We start from the raw sequence: 22,149 nt of genomic DNA, 5'->3' as shown, positions 1-22,149 counted from the left end.
TAGCCCCAATCCGTTGGTCGCAAGAATGCCGTATCCGTTCAAACTTTCAATCCCGGAAAACCTCGGAATAAGACGAGCCGACAAAGGTTCGCGAGAAACAATGAGGAGAACGAAAATGGCTAACACCGGTAACAAGAACCCTGGCAATTTTGCCAATGACCCTGAGAAAGCCTCCGAAGCTGGCAAAAAAGGCGGGGAGTCGGGCGGCGGGATGATGAACGATCCGCAACGCACCTCCGACGCCGGCAAAAAAGGTGGACAGGCCTCAGGGGGGCGTCAATCCAGCGATACCAATCGTTCCGGCAGCGAACAGGGAGGAGGCCGCTCGGGCAACTTTGCCGACGACAGGGATAAAGCGTCTGAAGCAGGTAGAAAAGGAGGAGGGCAAAATCAAGGTGGAGGGCAAAACCCTGGCGGCGGGCAAAATCCCGGCGGCGGGCGTAAACCCTGATGCCGTGTGAAACACATCAAGCCCCGCTTATGGCGGGGCTTGGTTTTTCCACATCAGATTGCTGACACCCCTCGGCTCATGATGGGCGCATGCTCTGCCATCAGCTCAGCGACCCAATCAATGAAGACGCGCAACTTGAAGCTGATATGCCGGTTTGGCGCAAAGGCCACGTAGATCGGCATCGGATCGAGGCGCCAATCCTCAAACAGGCGAACCAATTCGCCACGCGCTTCGTATGGCTTGGACATGTAGTCTGGCAGCCAAAGAATGCCGAGGCCGGCCAGACCGGCCGCGATGTAGGCATTGCCATCGTCGACCGCCAACACATAGCGACCCTTGATATGGACGCTCTCGCTGTTGCTGCGCATGGCATAGGGCACGGCTTTGCCTGTGCGTGCCCACAGGAAACCGACGATGCGATGATGCGAATCTTCCAGCTCTTGCGGATGCGACGGCGTACCGACGCGTTCCAGGTAACTTGGCGCCGCAAAAACGCCCAACTGCAGGTCGCCTACCCGCCGGGCCATCAGAGACTGGTCGGTTAGTTCGCCGCCGCGCACAACGCAATCTACATTCTCACCGATCATGTCCACGATGCGATCGCTGACGCCCATGTCGATCTGGATGTCAGGGTATCGAGCATGAAACGCAGGCAACGCCGGCACCAGAATCATGCTGGCCAACGGGCTGGGCACATCCACTCGCAGTCGGCCCCGAGGCAGGGCGGAGGCGCTGGACAAGCTAGTCTCGGCATCGTCCATGTCGGCGAGCAGCCGAACCACGCGCTCGTAATAGACGGCGCCATCGGCTGTTACGTTAACCTTGCGCGTCGTGCGGTTGAGTAATTTGACGCGTAACCGGGCCTCCAACTGCTGCACCAGTTGCGTCACGCTGGTCTTGCTCATATGCAATGTTTCGGCCGCCTTGGTGAAGCTGCCTGTTTCCACCACCCGCGCAAAAGCCAGCATCGCATCGAAACGGTCCATTTCTGCCCCGGATATCTATCGGATTGTTTGGTTTTTACAAACAGTGATGGCTACAGTTGCTTGTTTATCAGGCAGGCACAAGTCCTTAAAGTCATTTTCATCGTTAATTACGGGTCAGCTTTGACCTGTTGATGGAGGTACTTTATGACCAAGCGTGATGTTGTTTTTCCACCCGGGCGCCAAGCGCTTTATGAGCGCAATCGCTATTCGCCGGCTATCCGGTCCAATGGCTTTTTATTCGTCTCGGGGCAAGTCGGTAGTACCGAAGACGGCTCACCCGAGCCCGACCTGGAAACTCAGGTTCGGCTCGCGTTCAACAATCTGAACGCGATCCTGAGATCTGCGGGTTGCACCTTCGACGACGTAATTGACATAACGGTCTTCATCGTCGATCCGCAAGAGAAGTTCGAAACGATCTGGAAGGTCGTGCCGGAGTTCTGGGGTAATGCACCGCACCCGACGTTAACGGCTGTCGGGGTAACGTGGCTGTATGGCTTTGAGTTCGAGATCAAGGTGATCGCCAGGCTTCCTGACGCCATCAACAGATGAGCTGACCAGGGAAGCGGGGCGCAACTATCGGTTCAAGTAATAGTGACAATCAAGAAACGCAAGTTCTGCTTTGTCGGGCAAAGTCGGAGAATCGCCTCCATCGAAGACGCTCAACGACCCCGATTTTTTATTTTCAGGACTTCACCGATGCGCCCTTTATTTGTTCCTGTCATGGCTTTCGCCTCCTTGCTGCTGGCCGGCTGCGCCTCCGCACCGAATGATCCGACGCTGACCTTGCAGACGAAAAAAACGCCTGCCGAGTACACCGACTGCGTGGTGCCGAAGTTGCAGGGCAGCGCACTGAACCCGACGGTCTCGCAAACCCAGCGCAGCTACCGGATCGTGGTGCCGAGCAGAATCGCGGCAGACAACGTTCTCGAAGCCTACAAGGCCCCGAATGGCGGCAAGGTGTTTTTGTATGAACGCCACTTGCTGGCGTCGAACTTCATGCCTTCGAGTTTCGAACGTGCCGCGCAGGAATGCCTGTAACCGCTTTTAAAAATGCTCCTTTGGTTGGCCGCAACCAACCAATTTTTTGTCCCGCGCCTTATTCGGTCGCGGGATTTTTTTGCGTGCAGATAGTTAAGCCGTAATGTTATGCGTAGCAGCTGCCAAGCCCCGCGAGACTGTGGTGATTGCTGGCGTTTTCTAATGAGCGTCTATGGGTGGAGGATCAGCTCCAGGACAGACCGGACGTCCCGCCAACCTCATGACTGTCTGGGCTTGCGCTAGCATGAAAGATGTTCAGGCCACTCGCCATCGAGAGGTGTGCGTGACGGGCTCTGTCAATTGCAGGGGCCGGAGGAGGCGTGTTGAAACCATTCCAGCTCAGACCTAGCGCCTCAACCCTGAACATGTTGCGTCAAGCGTGCCTGCAACGCCGTGATGCGGTGCCGCCAACGTTAACGGAAAAAGCGCTCATTCCGGGCATTCCGAATGCCCGCTACTGGCTGGACCAGGACCTGACTCCGTTCATTCGGGATGTGAGCCAGGCCAACCTTCGAGAGGCTGAGGCGCTCGCCAGGGCAGGGCTACCGAACGACACCCTGCCGCGGGCAAATTTGCTGGCGGTTTCGGGCGGCGGCGACGCCGGCACATTTGCGGGGGGCATCATTGCGGGATGGACCCAGCATGGGACTCGACCGGTGTTCAAAGTTGTCACCGGCATTAGCGCTGGCGCCCTTGTCGCCCCGTTTGCCTACCTGGGGCCCCAGTACGACGATGTCATTGTGCGTATCTGCAATGCAGTCGGTCCAAAAGACATTTTCCATGCGCGCAATATGCTGACCCGTCTTGCCAGTGATGGTATGGCGCACAGCAAGCCATTGTCGCGGCTCATTGCACAGCACGTCACCGCCGGGATTCTTGCGGCAATCGCGGCGGAATACGCCAAAGGACGGCTCCTGATGATCGGCACAACCGACCTTGATTCAGGGCGCCCGGTCACCTGGAACATGGGCGCTATTGCCTCCAGCCAGGCACCGGGAGCGCTCGAGCTGTTTCGCAACATCATGATCGCGTCGATGAGTATTCCCGGAGCGGTCTCACCCGTCATGATTGATGTGGACGTTAATGGCCACCCGTTTCAGGAAATGCACGTGGACGGAGGTGTCCTTACGCAGGTGTTCCTTTACCCACCCGGCACCGTGATGGCGCTGAACCAGGTGCCCGGGGCGCGTTTGCGTCGTGAACGGCATTTCTATGTGATTCGCAACGGCAAGCTGGAACTGCAATGGTCCGGAACCAAGCGCCGAACCTTGAACATCGGCGGTCGAGCCATCAGCGCATTGATCCAGAATCAGGGAATCAGCGATCTGGACCGGATCTACCGAATTGCCCAGCAGGATGGGGCGGACTTCAATCTGGCGTACATCGGCTCCGACTTTCACGTTTCTCGCCTGCATAAATTCGATGGCGAGTACATGAAGCGCTTGTTCGAATACGCCTTTGAACTCAGTGCCAAAGGCTATCCATGGCATAAATCGCCGAGTACGTGAGCGACGGTCTCAGCTGACAGGCTCGACCGTACAACTCATTTCCCCTGAGCCTGGCTTCTGGAAAAGCACCACGTTGCCGTCTTGCCAGAAGCTGTAGCTCCCCAGGGAATCCTTGCCAGTGTATTGGGTTCCCGAATCATTCAGCACCTGGCTCAGGGTGATCGAGCTGTTCGCCCATTTCAGGTACACGACACCAGGCTGCGTGTTAAAGAAAGTGGCGGCAATCAGCGGGTTAAACCCTGTACACCGAAAAGCCAGGGGGCCTTCGGTGAGTCGGTCTGGATCCTTGGTTCTCACAATGGCCGAACCTTGGCGTAGCTGGTGCGCGCGCTCGGCATAACTTCGGATCGTGCATGTTTTGGGCGCAGGCTCGGAGGCACACTGATTGCGCGCGCCGATCCAGAACTGCTGGTCGATCATGACTTTGTCGGGGCGCGGTACTGAATGATCATCCGTGAGCGCCAGGCGATAAAGGCGTGTCAATTCAATATCCATCTGCATCAGTTGTGGGTCGCGACAAATAAGCTTTTCGACGGATGCCCTTGCCGTTGCGCAGTCGAAACTGGTCTGGAGGACGGGCGAAGCATTTGCACAGGTGCTCATCGCCGCACACACGCTGGTAGCGAGCAGACCGGTGAGTGTTTTCTTGTTGGCTTGATTCATTACCTGATACCCGGATTGCTGTGGGATCTATTGATCCGTTGAACAGTCATTTGTTCGCATTGGGTGTATCGCAGTATAAGGCCGTATTACAGATTGGATTGGCGAGCTCGCCAGGTTGAGGGGCTGCAATCGAAGTGCCGGCGGAACCAGCGGGAGAAAGCACTAAGTTCGGAAAACCCCAGAACCCCGGCTATCTCACTCAAAGGTTGATTGGAATGTGCCAAGTGACGCATTGCCAGTTCTGCACGCACCTGATCCAGCAGCGAGGAAAATGTTTCACCCTCCTGTGCAAGCTTGCGATGCAGTGTTCGCCTGTCCCATCCCAGATTGGCCGCCACTTGCTCCACCGAGCAATGGCCTGTGGGCAGTACTGTCCAGATCATCTGGCGCACTTGTTCAAGTAAAGCTGTTTTGGATTGTTCGCGGATACTGTGCAGATATTGATGAACATAACGGGCCATGTCCGGATCGGCACTGGGCAGTGCCTTGTCCAGGTCGGTACTGCTGCAGACGAGGCCATCCATCAGACTATTGAACTGCACCGAGGTGGCGAATACGCGGCGGTGTCGACTGTCGTCCAGCGGCGCTGCGTGACGAAAGCAAACCACTGAAGGGTGCCAGTGGTTCCCCAGCAAGGTTTTCAGCAGGCGGTGGATCACCGCCACCGACAGTTCCATCGCCTGACGCACCGGCAGGTTTCCCACCGTGACCTGTTCCATGCGCAAAACCACCACGCCGCCACTTTCCTCGATATTCAACACCAGCCCCTGATTGTGCAGGTACAGGAAATCGCGGAACGCTTTCAGGGCCGAACGGATGGTCGGCTCGTCACGCCACAGCAGCGCCAGAGGCCCCAGATTGGAGAGCTTGCGGGTTTCGGCCATACGCAAGCCAAAATCGTCCACACCCGCTTCGCGCGCCGAACTTTCGAGCAGCCGTGCTACAGCTTCGTTGGGAATCTTCAAGTCTGGCTGAAGCAGGCATTGGGGATCGAGGCCGACGAGGCGCAATTGCTGCAGATGATCAACGTGTAGCGATCGGGCGATTTCCACGTAGTTGGTCAAGCTGGCACTGCGAACGAGGCCACTCATGGATGATCTCTTAATCCGGGACAGCGATTTATCAGCTTAGCAGCTTGATTGTCCCGCCAAGTCAAGGTGAATGACGGCAGCCGCGCGACACTGCGTCACTTCCCGCCGTGCCTGCATCGATAAGGTGGGGATTGCTCGTTGCCCTCAAGGCTTGCGTACAAAAACAAGAGAATGGCCATGAATAAAACACCTCGTATCACTCGATCAACGGATACGCCTGCCAAGCGTCGCCGCGCAGCGCCAAAAGCTCTTCAAGAGCCGCTCAAAACAGTGAGCCCTGCACCGATTGCCACGCCATTGCTCAGGGTGCGCCCGGTCGATCTGCTTGGCGCGTCCGGTGCCCTGTTCAAGGCCGTGGGCAAGACGCCAGTCAAGGCAGCACGGCATGTTGGCAGTTTCCTCAAGGAGCTGGGCAATATTGTCGCCGGCAGCTCCAGCGTGGCACCGAATCCCAAAGACAAGCGTTTTTGCGATCCGGCCTGGCAATCCAATGCCCTGTTGCGCGGCCTGTTGCAGAGTTACCTGGCTGGCAATGACGAGCTGAGCCGTTTTATCGAGGAGGCCCAACTCGACGCCAGAGACAAGGGCCGTGCCCGGTTCATTGCCGCACAGTTGGGTGATGCACTGGCGCCGAGTAACCTGCTGCTGACCAATCCGACAGCGTTGCGCAAGTTGCTCGATACGGGCGGCATGAGCATTGTCAAAGGGATCGGGCAGTTCTCCCGGGACCTGCGCCACAACGGCGGGATGCCGATGCAGGTGGATAGCGCACCGTTCAAGGTGGGAGAAAATGTCGCCACGGCGAAGGGCGAGGTAGTGTTGCGCACCGAGATGTTCGAACTGCTGCAATTCGCCCCAACCACGAAAAACGTGCATGCCCGCCCGTTGGTCATGTCACCCCCGCAGATCAACAAGTACTACGCCATTGACTTGTCGCCCGACAAGAGTCTGATCAAATGGATACAGGACAGCGGTGTGCAACTGTTTGTCGTCAGCTGGCGCAATCCAACTAGCCAGCACCGCGACTGGGGTTTGTCCGAATATGCGCTGTGCCTTGACCAGGCGGTCGATGTCGCGCGAGGAATCACCGGTAGCGCGGATGTCAATATGTGGGGTTCCTGTTCAGGTGGCTTGACGCTCGCGGCCTATCTCGGCTGGCTGGCGGCGCGCGGCGAAGGCGCCAAGGTGGCGAACACCAGTTGGGCGGTGTGCGTGCTCGATATGCCCGCGCTCTTCGGTGACACCGCCATCGGCCTGTTTGCCACGCCGGCGGTACTGCGCGCGGCGAAGACCCGCTCGCAGTGCAAGGGCACTCTCAGTGGCCAAGACATTGCGCGTATGTTCGCCTGGATGCGGCCCAACGACCTGATCTGGAACTATTGGGTCAACAACTATTTGCTGGGCAACAAGCCGCCGGCGTTCGACATTCTTGCCTGGAACAACGACTCCACGCGTCTACCGGCAAAACTGCATGCCGACTACCTCGATCTGGCCCAGCACAATCCCTATAGCAACCCGGGGGCATTGCTGATCGCTGGAGAGCCGATTGACATGAGCAAGGTCAAGGTCAGTGCTTATGTGATCGGCGGCACCACCGACCACATCACACCTTGGCAGGGCTGCTACGGGACCGCCCGACTGTTCGGCGAGGACAGCACCTTCGTCCTTTCCAATGCCGGCCATCTACAGAGCTTGATCAATCCGCCGGGCAATACGAAGTCGTATTTCTACGCCGCCGCTGCCACCGCCACAGATCCAGAAAGCTGGCTGCAAGACGCAGGCGAGAGCCACATCGGCAGTTGGTGGCCGCATTGGCGCCAGTGGATCGAGCAACGGTCGGGAGATAGCCAGCCAGCACCGCGCAAACTCGGCTCACGCAAATATCCGCCTTTGTATGCTGCCCCGGGCCATTACATATTGGAGCGTTGAGGTTATCCGGCGCTTGACCAGCGCCGGGTAAGTTGTACCCCAGGGCGACTCTACCCACACCAGTTCGAGGGAGTAGAGATCCAAAAGAAATTAAAGGTTGCAGCCTAAGAATATTGTTCCAGGGTTAGTCGCAGACGCTGAGCTAGACTCAAAGATCCAAAGCACACTGATAGCAGTGGAGGCTTTATGAAAAGGTCCATTTCTCCCTGTCTGGCTACGATTGTCTCGGTGTTCTGCCTTTGCGCTTCCGCCGAGACCGTAACGCCGCTCAAAGGACAGTCTCCCGAAATCATTCAGCAGGACATTAGTTCATGCCAGGCTCAGGCCGCCAACACAGCAAGCACCAGCTCAACGCCTGAATCAGGTGGACGTGCCCGTGGTGCCGCTTCTGGTGCAGTAGCAGGTGCGGCGGTTGCCGGAGCGCGCGGTCGTCAGCATGACGAGGTTTATGACAAGGTAGATGACGATGTCAAACAGGAATATCGACAGAACAAAGCCAAGGATGCTGCCGTGGCAGGTGCGGTTGTAGGTGGGTCCCGGCAACGTCAGGATCGTCGTGAGGATCGCCGGGCAGAACCGGCTGCCACTGCGTCCGCCTACAGCAGTTGCATGCAGCAACGGGGTTACCAGATAACCCCTTGAACCGTTGCAAAAGTAGGTGAAAGCAAAGGGCATCAAGATCTGTATCGTCTTTGAAGGGCGCGACGGTGCAGGGAAGGGCGGAATGATCAAGGCGCTCAAGTCTGCCTGACCACAGGGGGGTGCAATGCGCATTCCATTTTTTTACGCGGTGTCCGCTGTACTGTTTTTGAGCGGATCTTCCTGCCTGGCGCAGTCATTGGATGCGAGCGCGAGCGCAAAAGCTGCCGACACAGCGCCCGCCACGGCGGCGACCAAAGATGCCGTATTTACCCAGGAGCAGCTGGATCAAATGCTGGCGCCCATTGCGCTTTACCCGGACCCGTTGCTGGCACAGGTGCTGATGGCCACGACGTACCCCGGAGAAGTCGTCGAGGCGGTAAGCTGGTCTAAAGCGCACCCGGACGCCAAAGGCGATGATGCGGTCAAACAAGTGGCGAGCCAGCCTTGGGATCCGAGTGTGCAGGCGCTGGTTGCCTTCCCCCAGGTTCTGGCAACGCTGGGGCAGGATCCCGTCTGGGTACAACGCCTGGGTGATGCTTTCCTGGCGCAGCCCGACGATGTCATGGAGGGCGTGCAACGCTTGCGTCATCAGGCGCAAGCGGCTGGCAACCTGCAGAGCAACCAATATCAGAACGTGACGGTTCAGGCTGTTGCGGCACCGGCACCGGCCCCCACGTCTGCGGCGCCGGCCCCCGCCAGCAGCACTTCTACCATCATCATTCAGCCCTCCGATCCGCAGGTGGTGTACGTACCCAGTTATAACCCGACAACCACCTATGGCACCTGGCCCTATCCTGCGTCGCCTCCCGTGTATTATCCGCCGCCGCCAGCCTATTACCCCGGTTCGGCATTGATGGCCGGCCTGGCATTTGGTACCGGTGTGGCGATCATTGGCTCGTTGTGGGGTGATTGTGACTGGGACAATAACGACATCGACATCGACGTCGATCGCTACAACAACATCAATCGCAACAACCAGATCACCAACAATCAGAACACGTGGCAGCACAACACCGTTCACCGCGATGGCGTTCCCTATCGAGACTCCAAGAGCCGCGAACAGTACGGCCGACAACTGGGCGGTGCCAATCAGCGTGAGGCCTATCGAGGGGACGATGCCCAACGGGCCCAGGCGCGTGAAAAAGCCCGTAGTTCAATGGACAAGCACGGTATCGAACGACCGGCCACCAGCAACCGCGAGGCCCGTGATCGAGCACGCGAAGCTCAGTCCGCAACCTCGGCCAACAATCGGATGCAAGCAGGTGCAGACAGGCCGATAACGTCTGACAGAAACCAGGGCACCACCAGAAACACTCGGGAGAGTCAGCCGCCCGCCAGACAGACCGCTCAGGTGAATCAGCGCGCACAGGGCACCTCGCAGACGCGCCAAGCTACGCAAAACCGGCCGTCCGCCAGTACGGGCAGTGCTCGCAACAATGCATTCGCCGGCGCCCGCTCACCGTCCCAGACCAACGCACAAGCCAGTCGTGGCCGGGCCAGCCTGGCGTCCGCCCAGCGCCCCAGTGCCTCGCGATCAGCCGGCCATCAAGTCAGTCGCCCCTCCAGTCCACCAGCGCGTCAAAGAGGGGGCCGTCGTTGAAAAACAATCCTCGAGTGAAAGCACTCACGGGCTTGCTCCCGCAGGTTCTGGTGATAACTGCCGGCTTGGCGTGGTCGTGCATGGTGACGGCACAGCAGGCATTTCCAACGCCAGAAAACGCCGCGCAAGCGTTCGTCGAAGCACTGGGTACGGAGCACGCCGATCAGGCACGCCTGACAGCGTTGCTGGGTAATGAATGGCACAGCTTCATTCCGCTCGAAGGCGTGCAGCGCAGTGATGTGGATGCGTTTTTGAAGCAATACCACGAGCAACACCGCATTGAAAAAACCAGCGACCGCAAGGCACTCCTGTCGGTGGGCAGTGACCACTGGACACTGCCAATACCCATGGTAAAAGACGCGAACGGTTGGCGCTTCGACATCAAGGCCGGTAGCGCCGAAGTCCGTGCACGTCGAATTGGCCGCAACGAACTCACCGCGTTGCAATCGGTGCTGGCCTATCACGACGCCCAGATGGACTATGCGTCAGTGGATCGTAACGGTGACGGCGCACTCGCCTACGCGCAAAAAATCTTCAGCACTGCCGGCAAGCACGACGGACTCTATTGGGCGGACGACGATAGCGGTCAGATCAGCCCGGTGGGGCCCTTGTTCGGCAAAACCATTGCCGGCGAAGACTGGCACGGTTACCACTTCCGCATCCTTGATGGCCAAGGTCCTTCGGCACCTGGCGGCGCCTACAGCTACCTCATCGGTGACAAGATGAGCCGTGGCTTTGCCCTGATCGCCTGGCCGGCGAAATACGATGACACCGGGGTGATGAGTTTCATGATCAGTCATGAAGGACAGGTGTTCGAGAAAGACTTGGGACCCGGTGGTGACAAGTTGGCGCAGTCAATGAAGCGCTTTGATCCCGATGACAGTTGGAAGGTGGTTTCTGTAGGTCAAGAGTAGCTCTACCTGCGGCACTGCAAATCCCCTGTGGGAGCGGGCAAGCTCCAATTCCAGTCAGTTAAGCAATTTCAGCCGCGACGCACTCTTTGTAGCAGCTGGCGAAGCCTGCGTTCGGCTGCGTTCGGCTGCGAAGCAGTCGTAAAATCAGAGATCGCGGTATGTCAGGCAGACCGCATCAGCCGGATACACGACTGCTACGCAGCCGAACGCAGGCTTCGCCAGCTGCTACAGATCGCATTACGGCTTAACTGACTCGCATTAGGGCAAGCCCGCTCCTAGGATGTGGGCCTAACCCAAGGTTGTGAAATCACCGGCATGCAGCTCCTGGACGCCCACCAGTTGGATTTCGAACTCAGGGGTGGCGTCGGTATCGACACTGCCGTAGAGAATGCCATCGGCAAAGCGCAGTTGGCCGGTAGCGTCGGCAGGGTCAAAGGCATTACTGCCGATGAAGGTGAAGGCATCGACAGCAGTGGTCAGCGGTTTGGCGTCCAGGCCGGTGAAATCCAGAAGATCGCCCTCGGTGCTTTTGAAGCCGTTGATCACATCGCGCAAAGCCCCGACGCTCATGTCAGACAGCGCACCAAACGCGTAGGTATCCGCGCCGGTGCCAGCGGTGAGGTTGTCGGTGCCTGCACCGCCGATCAACCGGTCATCGCCCGAACCGCCCACCAGCGTATCGTTGCCCGCACCACCGTTCAGAGCGTTCGCGGCGCTGTTGCCCGACAGAGTGTCGGCGTAGGCGCTTCCCGTCAGGTTTTCGCAGAATTTCAAGGTATCGAGCCCGGAACTCACGGTGTTTTGTTGCGCTGACGTCGAGAGGTTTGCGGTAACGCCGGACTGGGCACGCTCAAAGGACACCGTGTCATTGCCATCGCGCCCGTCCAGCACGTTGTTGCCGGCTCCGGCGAACAGCGTGTTGTCCAGCGTGTTGCCCGTGCCATTGGCGGCGCCAGTGCTATCGACATACAGATGCTCGACGTTGTTGCTGAGGGTATAGGCCGCCAGGCTGCTGTGCACGCTGTCGATTCCTCCAGATGCCGCATTGCTGTTGGTCTCGATCACGGTGTCGTTGGCGTTGTCGACAGAGTAGGTGTCGTTGCCATCACCGCCGCTCATGCTGTCGGCCCCTGCGGCACCATTGAGCACGTTATTAGCGGCATTGCCGGTGATGAAGTTGGGGCGCTCATTGCCGGTGCCGTTGATGGCCGACACGCCGGTGAGCACCAGGTTCTCGAGATTGGCGCCCAGGGTCCAGCTGACCGAGGCCTGCACCGTATCGATCTGCGAGGTCGAGGTGTTGGTTTCCACTACGCGGTCTGACGCGTTATCGACCACATAGACGTCGTTGCCATTGCCACCGGTCATGGTGTCGGCGCCCAAGCCGCCATCCAACGTGTCGTTGCCCGAACTGCCCACCAGGGTATCCGCCTGGTCGGTACCGGTAATCATGTTCTGCGCGTTGTCGAAGATGTCCTGCACACTGTTGTTGTCGTTGGGGTTGCCTTGGAAGCCAAGGTCATTGGCAATGTAGTCGGCCAAGCGCTGGCCGACGATCTCCGCCGACTCCTCATGCAGGTGCCAGACGTCGTCGGGATACGCCAGCGGATCGACTTCGTAGCGCAAGGGGAGGTCGGTGTAGTCCACCGCCAGCTTGACGTCGGCGCGCTCGGCGGCGATGGCTTCCTGGGCCGCGCGGACATAGCCAACCCCCTCGACGATGGAGGCAATCTTTTCTTCCGAATAACCACGGGCACGCGCCGCGTCCTGTTCGTAGTGACCGGTTTCAATCATGTACACGTTGAAGTTGCCGAACTGGGCATGCAGATAATCAAACACCTTCAGGGTCGCGGCCTTGTAGGCCGCTGCTGCCGCTGCCTTGTCCGTGGCGCGGGCGATCTCCTGGGCGGCTTCCTCGCCCTGGCCCCAAACGATGCCCATGGTGACGTTATCGATGGATTGCAGTTCGGTGCGCTGGTCCCGCAGCAGCGTCACGGCACGCAACAGCGCAGCCCCCGGTTGGTTAGTGTCGGTCAGCCACCAGCACAACTTGAGTTCCTCGGCGCTGAGCGTCGACAGGCCGGTGACCGTGCTGCCGCCCACCGCGATGTCGATGCCGTTGCCATTGGCATCGGTGAACTGACTGCGCACGTCGTAGGAGGTGTAGCGGTCCAGGTCGTTGACCAGCATCGAGGTGCCGGACTGATTGTCGTCCTCCGTCATGCGCAGCAGGCGCGCATTGGATTGGCCGAGGGTGGGCAAGTAGAGGATGTCCTGCTGGGTGCTCGCGCCGAACACGAAGTCGCTGGCGGTCAGGGTGTTGAGGTAGTTGCCGTTGAGGGCGATTTCAAAACGATTGCCATCGGCATCCGCTTCGGCGGACTTGATGTAGGTCTTGTCGCCGGCCGCGTTGAGGGTGATGTACAACGTGCCATGGTGGCCATCGCCGAGGCCGACAAAGCCCAGGCCTGAAACATCGATCTTGTCGACGCCCGCGGTGAAGTCATAAATCGTGTCGGTGACTGTGATACCACCGGTGTCGTAGTCGCGGTAGCTGTCGAGTGCATTGGTGTAGCGGAAGGTGTCGGCACCGTCGCCACCGTACAACGAATCGCGTCCGGCGCCGCCGTCGACGGTGTCCGCGCCGGTGCCGGCCTTGATCGTGTCATTGCCACCGAGGCCGAGGATCAGGTCGGCGCCCGCCGTGCCGTTGAGGGTTTCCGCATTGTTGGTGCCGGTGATGGTGTTGGCGGGCGCATCGCCCACTACCAGGGCAAAACTATCGCTCACCGAAGCACCGGCCGGGTCCGTGGCTTTGACCAGCACGTTGTAATTGCCGGACGCGGTGCTGGTCGGCGTGCCAGTGAAGGTCAGGTTGGTGGCATTGAAACTCAGCCACGCGGGCAGGGCGCTGCCATCGGCGAGGGTCGCGGTGTAACTGAGGCTGTCATTGTCCGGATCGGTGAAGCTGGTGGCCGGCACCGCGTAGCTGAACGGGGTGTTTTCGGTCGCGTTCTGATCCGGCAGGGGCGTGGCCAGCACCGGCGTCTGGTTGGTCGGTGACGACGTGGCGAAGACGAAGTTGGCGCTGGTCAGTTTGTTGAGGTAGTTGCCGTCCAGTGCCACTTCGAAGCGGTTGCCATTGGCGTCGGCGGTCAGGGACTTGATGTAAGTCTTGGTGCCGGCACTGTTGAGCACCAGGTACACGGTGTTGTTCTTGCCATCCCCCAAGCCGGTGAAACCCATGGCCGAGAGGTCGATCTTGTCGGCGCTGATATCGAAATCGGTGATCAGGTCGCCAAGGTTGGCACCGCCGGTGTTGTAGTTGCGGTAACTGTCCAGGCGATTGGCAAACACAAAGGTGTCCGCTCCGGCACCACCGGTGAGGGTGTCCATGCCGGCACCGCCGTCGAGCTTGTCGTTGCCCGCGCCGCCACTGAGGCTATCGTTGCCCGCCAGGCCGAGGAGGGTGTCGGCCGAATCGCTGCCCAACAGCGAGTCGCTGCCGCTGGTGCCGGTGACCACACGATTGAAGATGAAGTTATTGGCCGTCAGGGTGCTGGTCAGGTTACCCGAGAGGACCAGTTCGAAACGATTGCCACTGGCGTCAGCATCGTAGTCCTTGATGTAGGTGCGGTCGCCGCTGGCGCTGTAGCTGACCTGCAGGGTGCCGCCACGGCCATTGCCCAGGCCGGTGAAACCGAGACCGGCGAGGTCGATCCTGTCCTGGGTGACGTCGAAGTCGGTGATGGTGTCATCGAAGCTTGTGGTTGCGTTGCGGTAACTGTCGGACTGAGCGGCGAAACGGAACGTATCGGCGCCGGTACCGCCGGTGAGTTTGTCGATGCCTGCACCGCCCACCAGAATGTCGCCACCGGCCCCGCCGTTGATGGTGTCGTTGCCGGCAACGCCGTAGAAAATCTCGCTGGCGGCGCTGCCCAGCAGGGTGTCGTTGCCAGCCGTACCTTGCACGGTGGTCATCGGCACCGTGGCGCTGACGTAACTGCCGTCACCATAGACCAGCGTGGCACCCTTGCTGGTATGGCTAATGGTATTGCCGATAATGGCGTTGCGATCAGTGCCGTCTTCGTTGCGTTCGGCGACGCCGTAGGTCGACAGGTCGCTGCCGATGATGATGTTGCCCTGGATGGTGTTATCGCTGCCGTTGAAGTACTTGCCGGACACGCCCAGGGTGTCGTTGTACGACTGGATGATGATCTCCGGTACGGGGCTGCCCAGGGAATTGTTGGTGAGCGTGTTGTCGATAATCTCGACGTGATTGCTGCCGTAGATGCGTATCCCGGCGCTGGCGTTGTCGTGAATGTCGACACCGCTGACCGTCACCTCGCTGGACATTTTGATCAGCACCCCTTCGGCGCCGTTGCCGTACACCTCGCCACCGGTGATGGTGATGTTGCTGGGGGAGGGGATGTCCTCGCTGCCGCGCTGCACCACGATGCCATTGCCGCCATTGTTGTAGGCGACGTTATTGGTGAGCGTGAAGTCGTGGGTGCTGGTGACGATGTTGAAACCGTGCCGGTCGTTGTCGTACGCGATGTTGTTTTCGAAGGTGCTGTCGCTGAGGAAGTCAGCCACGAAGCCGTCCAGGCCATTGCCGTGGGACACGCTGTTCTTGATGACCATGTTGACGGTCTGCTCGTGGGGGTCGAAACCGTACCCGGAGCAATCCTTGATCTCGACGCTGTCGAGGGTGACGTTGGAGTCGTAGCCTGCTTCGCCGGGAATGTAGCCGTTGAACCAACCGTCGATCTTGCCCGTGGTGCTGTCACGGTTGCCGTCGATGGTGAGGTTGCTGACGCCGAAATCGTGGGTTTCCTCGCCATAGGCGGAGCGGATGACCCCCGTGATCTTGGTGTCGGAACCGTCAGCCACCTGGACCGTGGTTGCGCCCATGCCGTCGCCGTACAGGTAGACGTTGCTCTTGAGCATCAGGCAACCGTCGGAGGGTTCCTCACCTCCCGAAACGATATAAGTTCCGGTCGGCATATACACCTGCCCACCGCCTGCAGCGGCCGCCGCATCAATTGCACTTTGTATCGCCGCCGTGTCGTCAGTGATGCCATCTCCTTTGGCGCCAAAATTTTGTACATTGAAAATCATGAGCTTATCTCCGTATCAGGCGAAAACCTCGGGTAGATGCCAATATTCCATCGACAGCCACCGTTTATGACCCAACGGAGGGCAAAAGTTGTGACCGCGTATCGGGGAAGTGTCAAAAAACCGGACTAACTGATTAGCGGTTGTGAGGTTCTTTGAGGCGTTTTGAAAAAATAACGTTCTGTTGACGCTTGCTTAGGTGGGCAGAATCGCGTTTTTTCACCGTAATGGCGGGGTGATTTCCGCTGGTCGCGCCGGGGGGACAAAGGTTCAGGGCGCCGCTCCAATGAAGGCGATTGTTTTTTCTTAAAGGAGATTGGACATGACCAAGCGACAAGAACCGCATCACGGCTTTTCCGACGACCCTCAAAAAGTTAAAGAGGCGGGGCGTAAAAGCGAACAAAACGCCAATGTGGCAACCGACAAGGCGGAGAAAGCTCGAATCGGCGGGCAGCATAGTCATGGGGGAACACGCGGCGAACGATGATATTCCTGCTCGACCTGCTGATGCCTAAGTCAGCAGGTCGCAGTCCAGCCCGTGGCAAATGCAATCACCATTGCGCACTCAATGGCTGATTGCAGACGCCCTGGAGATGGATTGTCATACATCGATCTGCAATTCCAAATCGCCGTTATCCAGTTTTCGCGTATGAGCGACTGTGCCGGTCAGGTGTTCTTTTGATGAAAGAAAAATGGTCAAGGCATCCGCTTTGTGCAGGTCCTCTGGCACTGGGGATAGCACCTGTACCTGAAAAGCGCCCGGCGTGATGGGCGTAATGACGACATTGCATTGAGCGCTTTTCGCGATTGGGCCCAGTAGGGTGTCATGTATGTAATTCAAGCGTGCGGTGGTAGCAGTCATGGCGATGTCCTTGATACGTACAGGGCCTGAGTGTTGGCCCCGCCTATGCGCTAGACGGCACGTGCGACGTTGAGTTCAACGCTAAAGGCTGACGGTCTGTTTCACGGCAATGACGTGTAACCCTGGATTTTGAGACCCGTCAGCCAGAAACCAAGTTAGAGTGTTCAGTTCCTAAGGTCCCTCCACTCGATTCGCGTAATCGCGCCAAGCGGTTCCAGCGAACGAACAGGGCAAAAAAACCGTATATCAATCGTTATGTGAAGAATGAATCGTCCGCTGTTTGTTTCTCTGGATGGGCCCAAGGGAGCCGGCAAAACCACACTGTTGGAGGCCGTTACGAAAGTACTGCGGGCAGACAACAAAAAGGTGATCCGACTTTGCGAGAAAAAAAGCGATCCCTATAGGGGTGAAACAATGACCCTCGTTAACAAACTCGTCAGAAATCCCACCCGGGATTTGGAGTTGGAGGTTTGTGAGCGCTTTGCTGATAGCCGTACTTGGATTACCCAGCACGTGCTGGCTAAACAGCCACCAGGCAGCATCATCTTGATCGATCGCTGGTACCCGTCTGATGCCGCGTTTCGCCGGATAGTCCCGTTTGCAGAGATTCTACAGTTGAACATTGATCGGAACGTGCGAGTGCCAGACCTGCATGTCGGGGTTGTCACCGCTCCTGAAATTTCATGGGCGAGGGCAGCGGCACGACGGCGTGGGCTGAGCAGTACTGTGATCCATAAGCTGGAAGAACATGTTGCTTGTACCGAGGCGTTCGAGCGAGCGATTGCAGATCACGGCTGGGTTTTATGCCGGAATGAAGGAACGATCGAAGATGCAACGATGCAGGTGATTTCTGAGATCTATAGAGTCCTTCGATGCCCCGTAGGCGAAGTTCGCTGCGCCGGCCTTGATGCGGTTGAGATAGCCGTAGATATAGATCGTTAGCAGGATCGAAGGGGTGATGTGTCGCCGCAGCGGTAGCTGGCTGATGCTTTGATCTGGCGATGTCAGATGTTCACCGTATTCTTAAACCTTTAAAAAGCAGTTACTTGACCTGTAAAATGCGAACCGCATGTTCACCGGAATACGTTCACGACCGACCTTTCAATCGGTTCTGTAGCAGCAACGGCTGCCTGCGCAACCCCGCCTGTCTACACCACTCCAGCGGGGACACACCAAACCAGCGATGGAACGCGCGTGAGAAGGTGCTGACATCGGCGTAACCCAACAGCTGTGCCACTTGTGTCAGGCTTATCGTCGGGACTTGCAAGTAATTGCGCACCAACTGCTGGCGTGTCTCATCCAGTAAATGCTGAAAGAACGTGCCTTCTTGCGCCAGTCTACGTTGCAAGGTACGAGGGTTAAGTGCCATGCAGTCAGCCACTCTTTCGATCGTCGCACGACCGCTGGGCAACAGATTGCGCAGCAATTGCCTGACGTAGCCAGGCATCTCGTCTGCCGACAAGCGTTCCATGCCGGACAGATGTTGAGCGATGAGCTGATACAGGTTTTCGTTGGCGCAATCCAGTGGCTGTGCCAGCACGCAAGCGTCGAATAGCAGACCGGTATGCGCCGCAGAGAAGGTCGGCGCGATGCTCAGCGCCTGTAGGTAGACTGACTCATCTGCAATGGGCGCGTGGCGAAGCATTATCGCCTCAGGCCGCCATTTTCCTCCTGCCAAGGTGCGCATCAGTTGCATACCGACCCCACAGGCCAGTTCTTCTGCCTGAGGCAATCCGTCTATCACCTGCTCGTCGGTTCGATAACTGAGCAAAGCAAGGCCATCCACTACCTCCAGGTCGATTTGCGCCGCGCCGTTGTAAAACACGAAGTTGGCGCGAAGCTCTCGCAATGCATCACCGATGGTTTTGGTGTTGTGGATCAGGTAAAAAATATCACCGAAGACGTCGATCCCTTGGTAGAGCCCATATTCCAGGCCGAACAACCCGTTGTTTGACCGCTGCCCGCACAATTCCAGCAAAGCGCAATAGTGACGAAAGGCCAGAATATCTTCCGGACGGCGCAGCGATGCCACGGGTAAATTGGCCTGGCGTAGCATCTGGATTGGGTCCAGACCATTACCGCGGGCGAATTGATCGAATCCCGTAAGGCTGAGTGCACGAATGAAAGGATTGGAAGCCATGTCTTTTACCGATGAGTTTGATGCAAACGCTGTTTCCACTTTTGCGGGCTGATGCCGTTCCAGCGAGTGAAAGCCCGGGAGAATGCGCTCATATCGGCGTAACCCAATAGACTTGCCAGTTGGGTCAGGCTGATCGACGAGTCGTGAATGTAACGCGTGGCCATTGCCTGACGCGTGTTGTCCAACAGCTCCTGAAAGCCTGTGCCTTGCGCCAGAAGATAGCGTTGCAGGGTGCGGGGGCTGATCATCATGTGCTCGGCAACCTGGCGAATCGTGACTTGACCACTGGCAAGCCTGCTGCGCAGTAGTTTTTGCACGTAAGACGGCAGCTCTTGCAGCGTCACGCGGGCCAGCTCATCAATATGTTGCTGGGCCAATTGTTGACACCTGACATTCGTCGGCCCCAGCGATATCGCTAACAATGACTCATCGAACACCCAGGCATTGACGGGGCTGTCGAAGCGCGGAAGCACACCCAGCAGCGCGCGGTAGGCACCGCGGTTTACCGCTGCACAATGGCGCAACATCAGGCCTCGCGGCTTCCAGGCGTGCCCCATCAGTTCGTGGAGCAAGCAGGCGGCAACCCCCATCGCCAATTCCACAGTCTGGCGTACCGAGGTCAACTCTCCATCGGTGATTTCATATAAAAGCAGGGCGCTGCCAGCCTGTCGTTCGAGACGCACTTGCGCGCCATCGCTATGCACATGGAAATAACGTGTCAGTAGCGTCAGTGCGTCACCCACGTTGCCGGTGCTGCGCATGGCGTACAGCAGGGGTCCCAGACCTTGCGCACCCTGACGTAAGCCGAACCGCAAGCCGAACAGGGGATTGTTCGAACGCACGGCACACAACTCGACCAAGGCGTTGAACTGAGCGCCGGAAAGTTGACCGTTCAACGGGTTGGCGGGCAGATGAACCTCAGCCAGCGCCAAGTCCGGATCGATCCCCAGACTGCCAGCGAATTCCTTGAAACCCAGTAGGGCAGCGCCACGGACAGTCGATGTCATCTCAAGCCCTCGAATGAATCACAAGGTGTGGCTGGGTGTGCGCTGGCAGAATTTGCACAATCTCTGGCGCGATCTGCAAAGCTTTTACTCCCGTCCCACGACCAGACTCCAATGACCAATAACAAAAGACCTGCGTTCCGCCCAAGGCTGGACGATGGAGGTATTCGATGCGTCGGTTCCTGTTCGCTTTCCTGGTGGTCGTCCTGATTTCGGGTGCGATTTATTTTCAGCCTCAGCCTGCTAGCCACACTGTTGTTCATCATCCCAATCACCCACCCATTGCAAGCATCAGCGACGTGTTCACGCATTTCTGAGGACTAAAGCGTTGTTTCCTGCACAGGCGAGTGCTCGCAAAATTCACCGCATGACAGCGCTCCATGCAGGAACATCTGCTCCAGCGTTCGTGCCGAATCGGCGTTGGCGGCACGCCCGCGCTGTTCGGCATCCACCAGACCGTATACCAGTGTGATGAACAGCTCGGTAAAAATGGCCGCGGTGATGTCGATGCGAAACAACCCTTTTTGCTGGCCTCTCAGGAAGAACCGATCCAGCGCCTCCAGGTAAAACTGCCAGCGTGTGTCACCCCGTTCGAAGTCAAGGAAGTCAGGACGGTATTGCGCCATCAGAAAAGCCAGCAACTCGCGACGGGCGAGGTGTTCCCGGATCAGTCGACGGAGTGCGTCCAGCGGTTCCAGATGCTGTAGGCCGGCGCTCCTGATAATCAGATTGAGCGTGCCCTCGGCGTATTCCTCCAGTCGTTGCCCCAGGTTTTCCCGTGTTCCGCAGTAGCGGTGCAGGGTCGCCTTGCTCACGCCTGCCAATTGCGCCAGCTCCTTCATCGTCGCTCGCGGCCGGCTGACGACGGCCACGGTAAGCGTCTTGAGCAGGTGTTCATCATGGGAAATCGGGTTCATCACCAAGCCTCAAGCGATGTTCATAGAAGGTTCACACATTTCTCATATGAGACATATTTGACTCATTAGGGTTTCGAAAGTAGCATTCGCACCAAATTCAATCAAGCCTTGGGTGAGTTATGGGCAATTTACGTTCAGTAGGGATGGCGGGCTCGCTGGCAGCAGCCATTGCGCTGGCCGGGTGTGGGCCGGCGAATGAACAAGCGAGCGTCGCCGAAGTGGCGCGCCCGGTAGAAGTGCTGGCAGTGAAGACTGAGCCTCTGGCGCTGACTTCGGAGCTACCGGGCAGGGTGGAACCCATGCGGGTCGCTGAAGTGCGCGCACGAGTGCCTGGCATCGTGATGCAAAAGCGTTTTGAAGAGGGCGCTGACGTCAAAGCCGGGGACCTGCTGTTTCAGATCGACCCGGCACCGCTCAAAGCGGCTTTATCGCGCGCCGAGGGTGATTTGGCCCGCGCCCAGTCTGTCGTGCATGAGGCACAGGCGCGGGTCAAACGCTATGAACCGCTGGTGAAGATCGAGGCGGTCAGCCAACAGGATTTCGACAGTGCCACGGCAGACCTGCGCAGTGCTCAGGCCGCAACCCGTTCGGCCCAGGCCGATTTGCAAAGTGCGCGGTTGAACCTGGGTTACGCCTCAGTGACTGCGCCGATTTCCGGACGCGTCGGCCGTGCGCTGGTGACCGAAGGTGCGCTGGTCGGCCAGGGTGACGCCACGCTGATGGCGCGGATTCAGCAACTTGATCCGGTCTATGTCGATTTCACGCAGTCGGCGGCCGATGCGCTGCGTCTGCGCGAATCGCTCAAGGGCGGAAAACTCTCCGCCGACGACAACAAGGCGCTGTCGATTCGTGTCGAGGGCACCGCTTATGAGCGCCAGGGTGCGCTGATGTTTACCGATGTCGCGGTGGATCGTGGCACCGGCCAGGTGTCGTTGCGCGGCAAGTTTGCCAATACCGATGGCGTCCTGTTGCCGGGCATGTTTGTGCGTGTGCGCACACCACAAGGCACTGACAACCAGGCCATTCTCGTGCCGCAACGCTCGGTGCAACGCGGCAGCGATGGCGGCGCCCAGGTGATGGTGGTCGGCGCAGACGACCGGGTCAAGTCACGCAATGTGGTCACCGGTGCCATGCAGGGTTCTCGCTGGCAGATCAGTGAGGGATTGAAGGCGGGCGATCAAGTGATTGTCGGCGGTCTTGCCGGCCTGCAACCGGGTGCAAAGGTCGCGCCTGGCCAGTCCCACGCCCAGGCTCAGTTGCCTGAGTCGAAACAGTAAGGGCGCAGT

Annotated in this window: 20 protein-coding genes and 1 pseudogene; 13 read left to right on the top strand and 8 right to left on the bottom strand. The window is 58.4% G+C overall.

The features are described 5' to 3' along the window. Positions 1 to 115 precede the first annotated feature (115 nt). Positions 116 to 451: a KGG domain-containing protein gene (locus tag NHU87_RS20260; RefSeq protein ID WP_253551941.1), complete on the top strand. Its 336-nt coding sequence runs from the start codon at positions 116 to 118 to the stop codon at positions 449 to 451. Between the two features lie 53 nt (positions 452 to 504). On the opposite strand, the gene NHU87_RS20255 is transcribed toward NHU87_RS20260, so the two are convergent. Continuing rightward, entirely contained in the window at positions 505 to 1,437 is a 933-nt protein-coding gene (locus NHU87_RS20255; RefSeq protein WP_253551938.1) for a LysR family transcriptional regulator, read from the bottom strand. Positions 1,438 to 1,581: 144 nt separating this feature from the next. On the opposite strand from NHU87_RS20255, the gene NHU87_RS20250 reads away from it, so the two are divergent. From NHU87_RS20250 to NHU87_RS20240, 3 genes are all read left to right on the top strand, one after another. Next, complete coding sequence (locus NHU87_RS20250) at positions 1,582 to 1,986, top strand: RidA family protein (protein WP_253551937.1); 405 nt, start codon at positions 1,582 to 1,584, stop codon at positions 1,984 to 1,986. Between the two features lie 147 nt (positions 1,987 to 2,133). Further along, positions 2,134 to 2,475: a hypothetical protein gene (locus NHU87_RS20245; RefSeq protein ID WP_253551935.1), complete on the top strand. Its 342-nt coding sequence runs from the start codon at positions 2,134 to 2,136 to the stop codon at positions 2,473 to 2,475. Positions 2,476 to 2,798: 323 nt separating this feature from the next. Continuing rightward, positions 2,799 to 3,983: a patatin-like phospholipase family protein gene (locus tag NHU87_RS20240; RefSeq protein WP_253552017.1), complete on the top strand. Its 1,185-nt coding sequence runs from the start codon at positions 2,799 to 2,801 to the stop codon at positions 3,981 to 3,983. A gap of 9 nt (positions 3,984 to 3,992) precedes the next feature. Here the strand turns inward: NHU87_RS20240 and NHU87_RS20235 are convergent, their stop codons facing one another. Further along, positions 3,993 to 4,646 (bottom strand): MliC family protein, encoded by a 654-nt coding sequence (locus tag NHU87_RS20235; protein ID WP_253551933.1) that lies wholly within the window; start codon positions 4,644 to 4,646, stop codon positions 3,993 to 3,995. 86 nt (positions 4,647 to 4,732) lie between these two features. Beyond that, the gene (locus NHU87_RS20230; RefSeq protein ID WP_253551930.1) at positions 4,733 to 5,737 is read right to left on the bottom strand and encodes an AraC family transcriptional regulator; all 1,005 of its coding nucleotides are present in this window, start codon (positions 5,735 to 5,737) and stop codon (positions 4,733 to 4,735) included. Positions 5,738 to 5,914: 177 nt separating this feature from the next. Here NHU87_RS20230 and NHU87_RS20225 point away from each other — a divergent pair, with 177 nt between their 5' ends. The 5 genes and pseudogenes from NHU87_RS20225 to NHU87_RS20205 all read left to right on the top strand — a co-directional run bounded on the left by NHU87_RS20225 (position 5,915) and on the right by NHU87_RS20205 (position 10,822). After that, positions 5,915 to 7,666 carry an alpha/beta fold hydrolase gene (locus tag NHU87_RS20225; RefSeq protein ID WP_253551928.1) on the top strand — a complete coding sequence of 584 codons (1,752 nt, stop codon included), beginning with the start codon at positions 5,915 to 5,917 and terminating at the stop codon, positions 7,664 to 7,666. 186 nt (positions 7,667 to 7,852) lie between these two features. Next, the gene (locus tag NHU87_RS20220) at positions 7,853 to 8,308 is read left to right on the top strand and encodes a YMGG-like glycine zipper-containing protein (RefSeq protein WP_253551925.1); all 456 of its coding nucleotides are present in this window, start codon (positions 7,853 to 7,855) and stop codon (positions 8,306 to 8,308) included. A gap of 16 nt (positions 8,309 to 8,324) precedes the next feature. Beyond that, positions 8,325 to 8,405: pseudogene (locus NHU87_RS20215) on the top strand (polyphosphate kinase 2); the annotation flags it as partial. Between the two features lie 27 nt (positions 8,406 to 8,432). Next, complete coding sequence (locus NHU87_RS20210) at positions 8,433 to 9,908, top strand: DUF3300 domain-containing protein (protein ID WP_253551922.1); 1,476 nt, start codon at positions 8,433 to 8,435, stop codon at positions 9,906 to 9,908. An 80-nt stretch (positions 9,909 to 9,988) separates the two neighbouring features. Further along, on the top strand, positions 9,989 to 10,822 hold the full coding sequence (locus tag NHU87_RS20205; RefSeq protein WP_253552016.1) for a DUF2950 domain-containing protein: 834 nt from the start codon (positions 9,989 to 9,991) through the stop codon (positions 10,820 to 10,822). Between the two features lie 288 nt (positions 10,823 to 11,110). On the opposite strand, the gene NHU87_RS20200 is transcribed toward NHU87_RS20205, so the two are convergent. Further along, positions 11,111 to 15,943: a M10 family metallopeptidase C-terminal domain-containing protein gene (locus NHU87_RS20200; protein ID WP_253551919.1), complete on the bottom strand. Its 4,833-nt coding sequence runs from the start codon at positions 15,941 to 15,943 to the stop codon at positions 11,111 to 11,113. Between the two features lie 319 nt (positions 15,944 to 16,262). On the opposite strand from NHU87_RS20200, the gene NHU87_RS20195 reads away from it, so the two are divergent. Beyond that, positions 16,263 to 16,427 (top strand): general stress protein, encoded by a 165-nt coding sequence (locus NHU87_RS20195; protein ID WP_253551918.1) that lies wholly within the window; start codon positions 16,263 to 16,265, stop codon positions 16,425 to 16,427. Positions 16,428 to 16,541: 114 nt separating this feature from the next. Here the strand turns inward: NHU87_RS20195 and NHU87_RS20190 are convergent, their stop codons facing one another. Then, a complete protein-coding gene (locus NHU87_RS20190; RefSeq protein ID WP_253551916.1) occupies positions 16,542 to 16,802 on the bottom strand; it encodes a hypothetical protein in 261 nt (86 codons plus the stop codon). 264 nt (positions 16,803 to 17,066) lie between these two features. Here NHU87_RS20190 and NHU87_RS20185 point away from each other — a divergent pair, with 264 nt between their 5' ends. Then, positions 17,067 to 17,744, top strand: a complete 678-nt coding sequence (locus tag NHU87_RS20185) for a dTMP kinase (RefSeq protein WP_253551915.1) — start codon at positions 17,067 to 17,069, stop codon at positions 17,742 to 17,744. 145 nt (positions 17,745 to 17,889) lie between these two features. Here the strand turns inward: NHU87_RS20185 and NHU87_RS20180 are convergent, their stop codons facing one another. Together NHU87_RS20180 and NHU87_RS20175 are read right to left on the bottom strand one after the other, a co-directional pair. After that, on the bottom strand, positions 17,890 to 18,942 hold the full coding sequence (locus NHU87_RS20180; protein WP_253551913.1) for an AraC family transcriptional regulator: 1,053 nt from the start codon (positions 18,940 to 18,942) through the stop codon (positions 17,890 to 17,892). Between the two features lie 5 nt (positions 18,943 to 18,947). Then, a complete protein-coding gene (locus NHU87_RS20175) occupies positions 18,948 to 19,949 on the bottom strand; it encodes an AraC family transcriptional regulator (RefSeq protein WP_253551911.1) in 1,002 nt (333 codons plus the stop codon). 167 nt (positions 19,950 to 20,116) lie between these two features. Here NHU87_RS20175 and NHU87_RS20170 point away from each other — a divergent pair, with 167 nt between their 5' ends. After that, positions 20,117 to 20,263, top strand: coding sequence for a hypothetical protein (locus NHU87_RS20170; protein WP_253551909.1), 147 nt, complete (start codon positions 20,117 to 20,119; stop codon positions 20,261 to 20,263). A 3-nt stretch (positions 20,264 to 20,266) separates the two neighbouring features. Here NHU87_RS20170 and NHU87_RS20165 read toward each other — a convergent pair whose 3' ends face one another. Then, complete coding sequence (locus NHU87_RS20165; protein WP_253551907.1) at positions 20,267 to 20,863, bottom strand: TetR/AcrR family transcriptional regulator; 597 nt, start codon at positions 20,861 to 20,863, stop codon at positions 20,267 to 20,269. A gap of 119 nt (positions 20,864 to 20,982) precedes the next feature. Between NHU87_RS20165 and NHU87_RS20160 the strand changes: the two genes are divergently transcribed. Continuing rightward, positions 20,983 to 22,140: a MexC family multidrug efflux RND transporter periplasmic adaptor subunit gene (locus NHU87_RS20160; protein ID WP_253551905.1), complete on the top strand. Its 1,158-nt coding sequence runs from the start codon at positions 20,983 to 20,985 to the stop codon at positions 22,138 to 22,140. The last annotated feature ends 9 nt before the right edge of the window (positions 22,141 to 22,149 follow it).

Source organism: Pseudomonas mandelii (assembly GCF_024138395.1).
Classification (GTDB): Bacteria; Pseudomonadota; Gammaproteobacteria; order Pseudomonadales; family Pseudomonadaceae; genus Aquipseudomonas; species Aquipseudomonas mandelii_E.
The sequence above is the reverse complement of the archived record's forward strand: the minus strand, read 5'-3'. Positions and strand labels throughout refer to the sequence as shown.

What these genes read in the sequence shown, in the direction of transcription:
- NHU87_RS20230 (WP_253551930.1), bottom strand. Translation starts at nt 5,737, where the DNA reads ATGAGTGGCCTCGTTCGCAGTGCCAGCTTGACCAACTACGTGGAAATC.
- NHU87_RS20165 (WP_253551907.1), bottom strand. Translation starts at nt 20,863, where the DNA reads ATGAACCCGATTTCCCATGATGAACACCTGCTCAAGACGCTTACCGTG.
- NHU87_RS20260 (WP_253551941.1), top strand. Translation starts at nt 116, where the DNA reads ATGGCTAACACCGGTAACAAGAACCCTGGCAATTTTGCCAATGACCCT.
- NHU87_RS20250 (WP_253551937.1), top strand. Translation starts at nt 1,582, where the DNA reads ATGACCAAGCGTGATGTTGTTTTTCCACCCGGGCGCCAAGCGCTTTAT.
- NHU87_RS20255 (WP_253551938.1), bottom strand. Translation starts at nt 1,437, where the DNA reads ATGGACCGTTTCGATGCGATGCTGGCTTTTGCGCGGGTGGTGGAAACA.
- NHU87_RS20210 (WP_253551922.1), top strand. Translation starts at nt 8,433, where the DNA reads ATGCGCATTCCATTTTTTTACGCGGTGTCCGCTGTACTGTTTTTGAGC.
- NHU87_RS20160 (WP_253551905.1), top strand. Translation starts at nt 20,983, where the DNA reads ATGGGCAATTTACGTTCAGTAGGGATGGCGGGCTCGCTGGCAGCAGCC.
- NHU87_RS20185 (WP_253551915.1), top strand. Translation starts at nt 17,067, where the DNA reads ATGAATCGTCCGCTGTTTGTTTCTCTGGATGGGCCCAAGGGAGCCGGC.
- NHU87_RS20170 (WP_253551909.1), top strand. Translation starts at nt 20,117, where the DNA reads ATGCGTCGGTTCCTGTTCGCTTTCCTGGTGGTCGTCCTGATTTCGGGT.
- NHU87_RS20245 (WP_253551935.1), top strand. Translation starts at nt 2,134, where the DNA reads ATGCGCCCTTTATTTGTTCCTGTCATGGCTTTCGCCTCCTTGCTGCTG.
- NHU87_RS20180 (WP_253551913.1), bottom strand. Translation starts at nt 18,942, where the DNA reads ATGGCTTCCAATCCTTTCATTCGTGCACTCAGCCTTACGGGATTCGAT.
- NHU87_RS20225 (WP_253551928.1), top strand. Translation starts at nt 5,915, where the DNA reads ATGAATAAAACACCTCGTATCACTCGATCAACGGATACGCCTGCCAAG.
- NHU87_RS20190 (WP_253551916.1), bottom strand. Translation starts at nt 16,802, where the DNA reads ATGACTGCTACCACCGCACGCTTGAATTACATACATGACACCCTACTG.
- NHU87_RS20205 (WP_253552016.1), top strand. Translation starts at nt 9,989, where the DNA reads ATGGTGACGGCACAGCAGGCATTTCCAACGCCAGAAAACGCCGCGCAA.
- NHU87_RS20235 (WP_253551933.1), bottom strand. Translation starts at nt 4,646, where the DNA reads ATGAATCAAGCCAACAAGAAAACACTCACCGGTCTGCTCGCTACCAGC.
- NHU87_RS20200 (WP_253551919.1), bottom strand. Translation starts at nt 15,943, where the DNA reads ATGATTTTCAATGTACAAAATTTTGGCGCCAAAGGAGATGGCATCACT.
- NHU87_RS20175 (WP_253551911.1), bottom strand. Translation starts at nt 19,949, where the DNA reads ATGACATCGACTGTCCGTGGCGCTGCCCTACTGGGTTTCAAGGAATTC.
- NHU87_RS20195 (WP_253551918.1), top strand. Translation starts at nt 16,263, where the DNA reads ATGACCAAGCGACAAGAACCGCATCACGGCTTTTCCGACGACCCTCAA.
- NHU87_RS20220 (WP_253551925.1), top strand. Translation starts at nt 7,853, where the DNA reads ATGAAAAGGTCCATTTCTCCCTGTCTGGCTACGATTGTCTCGGTGTTC.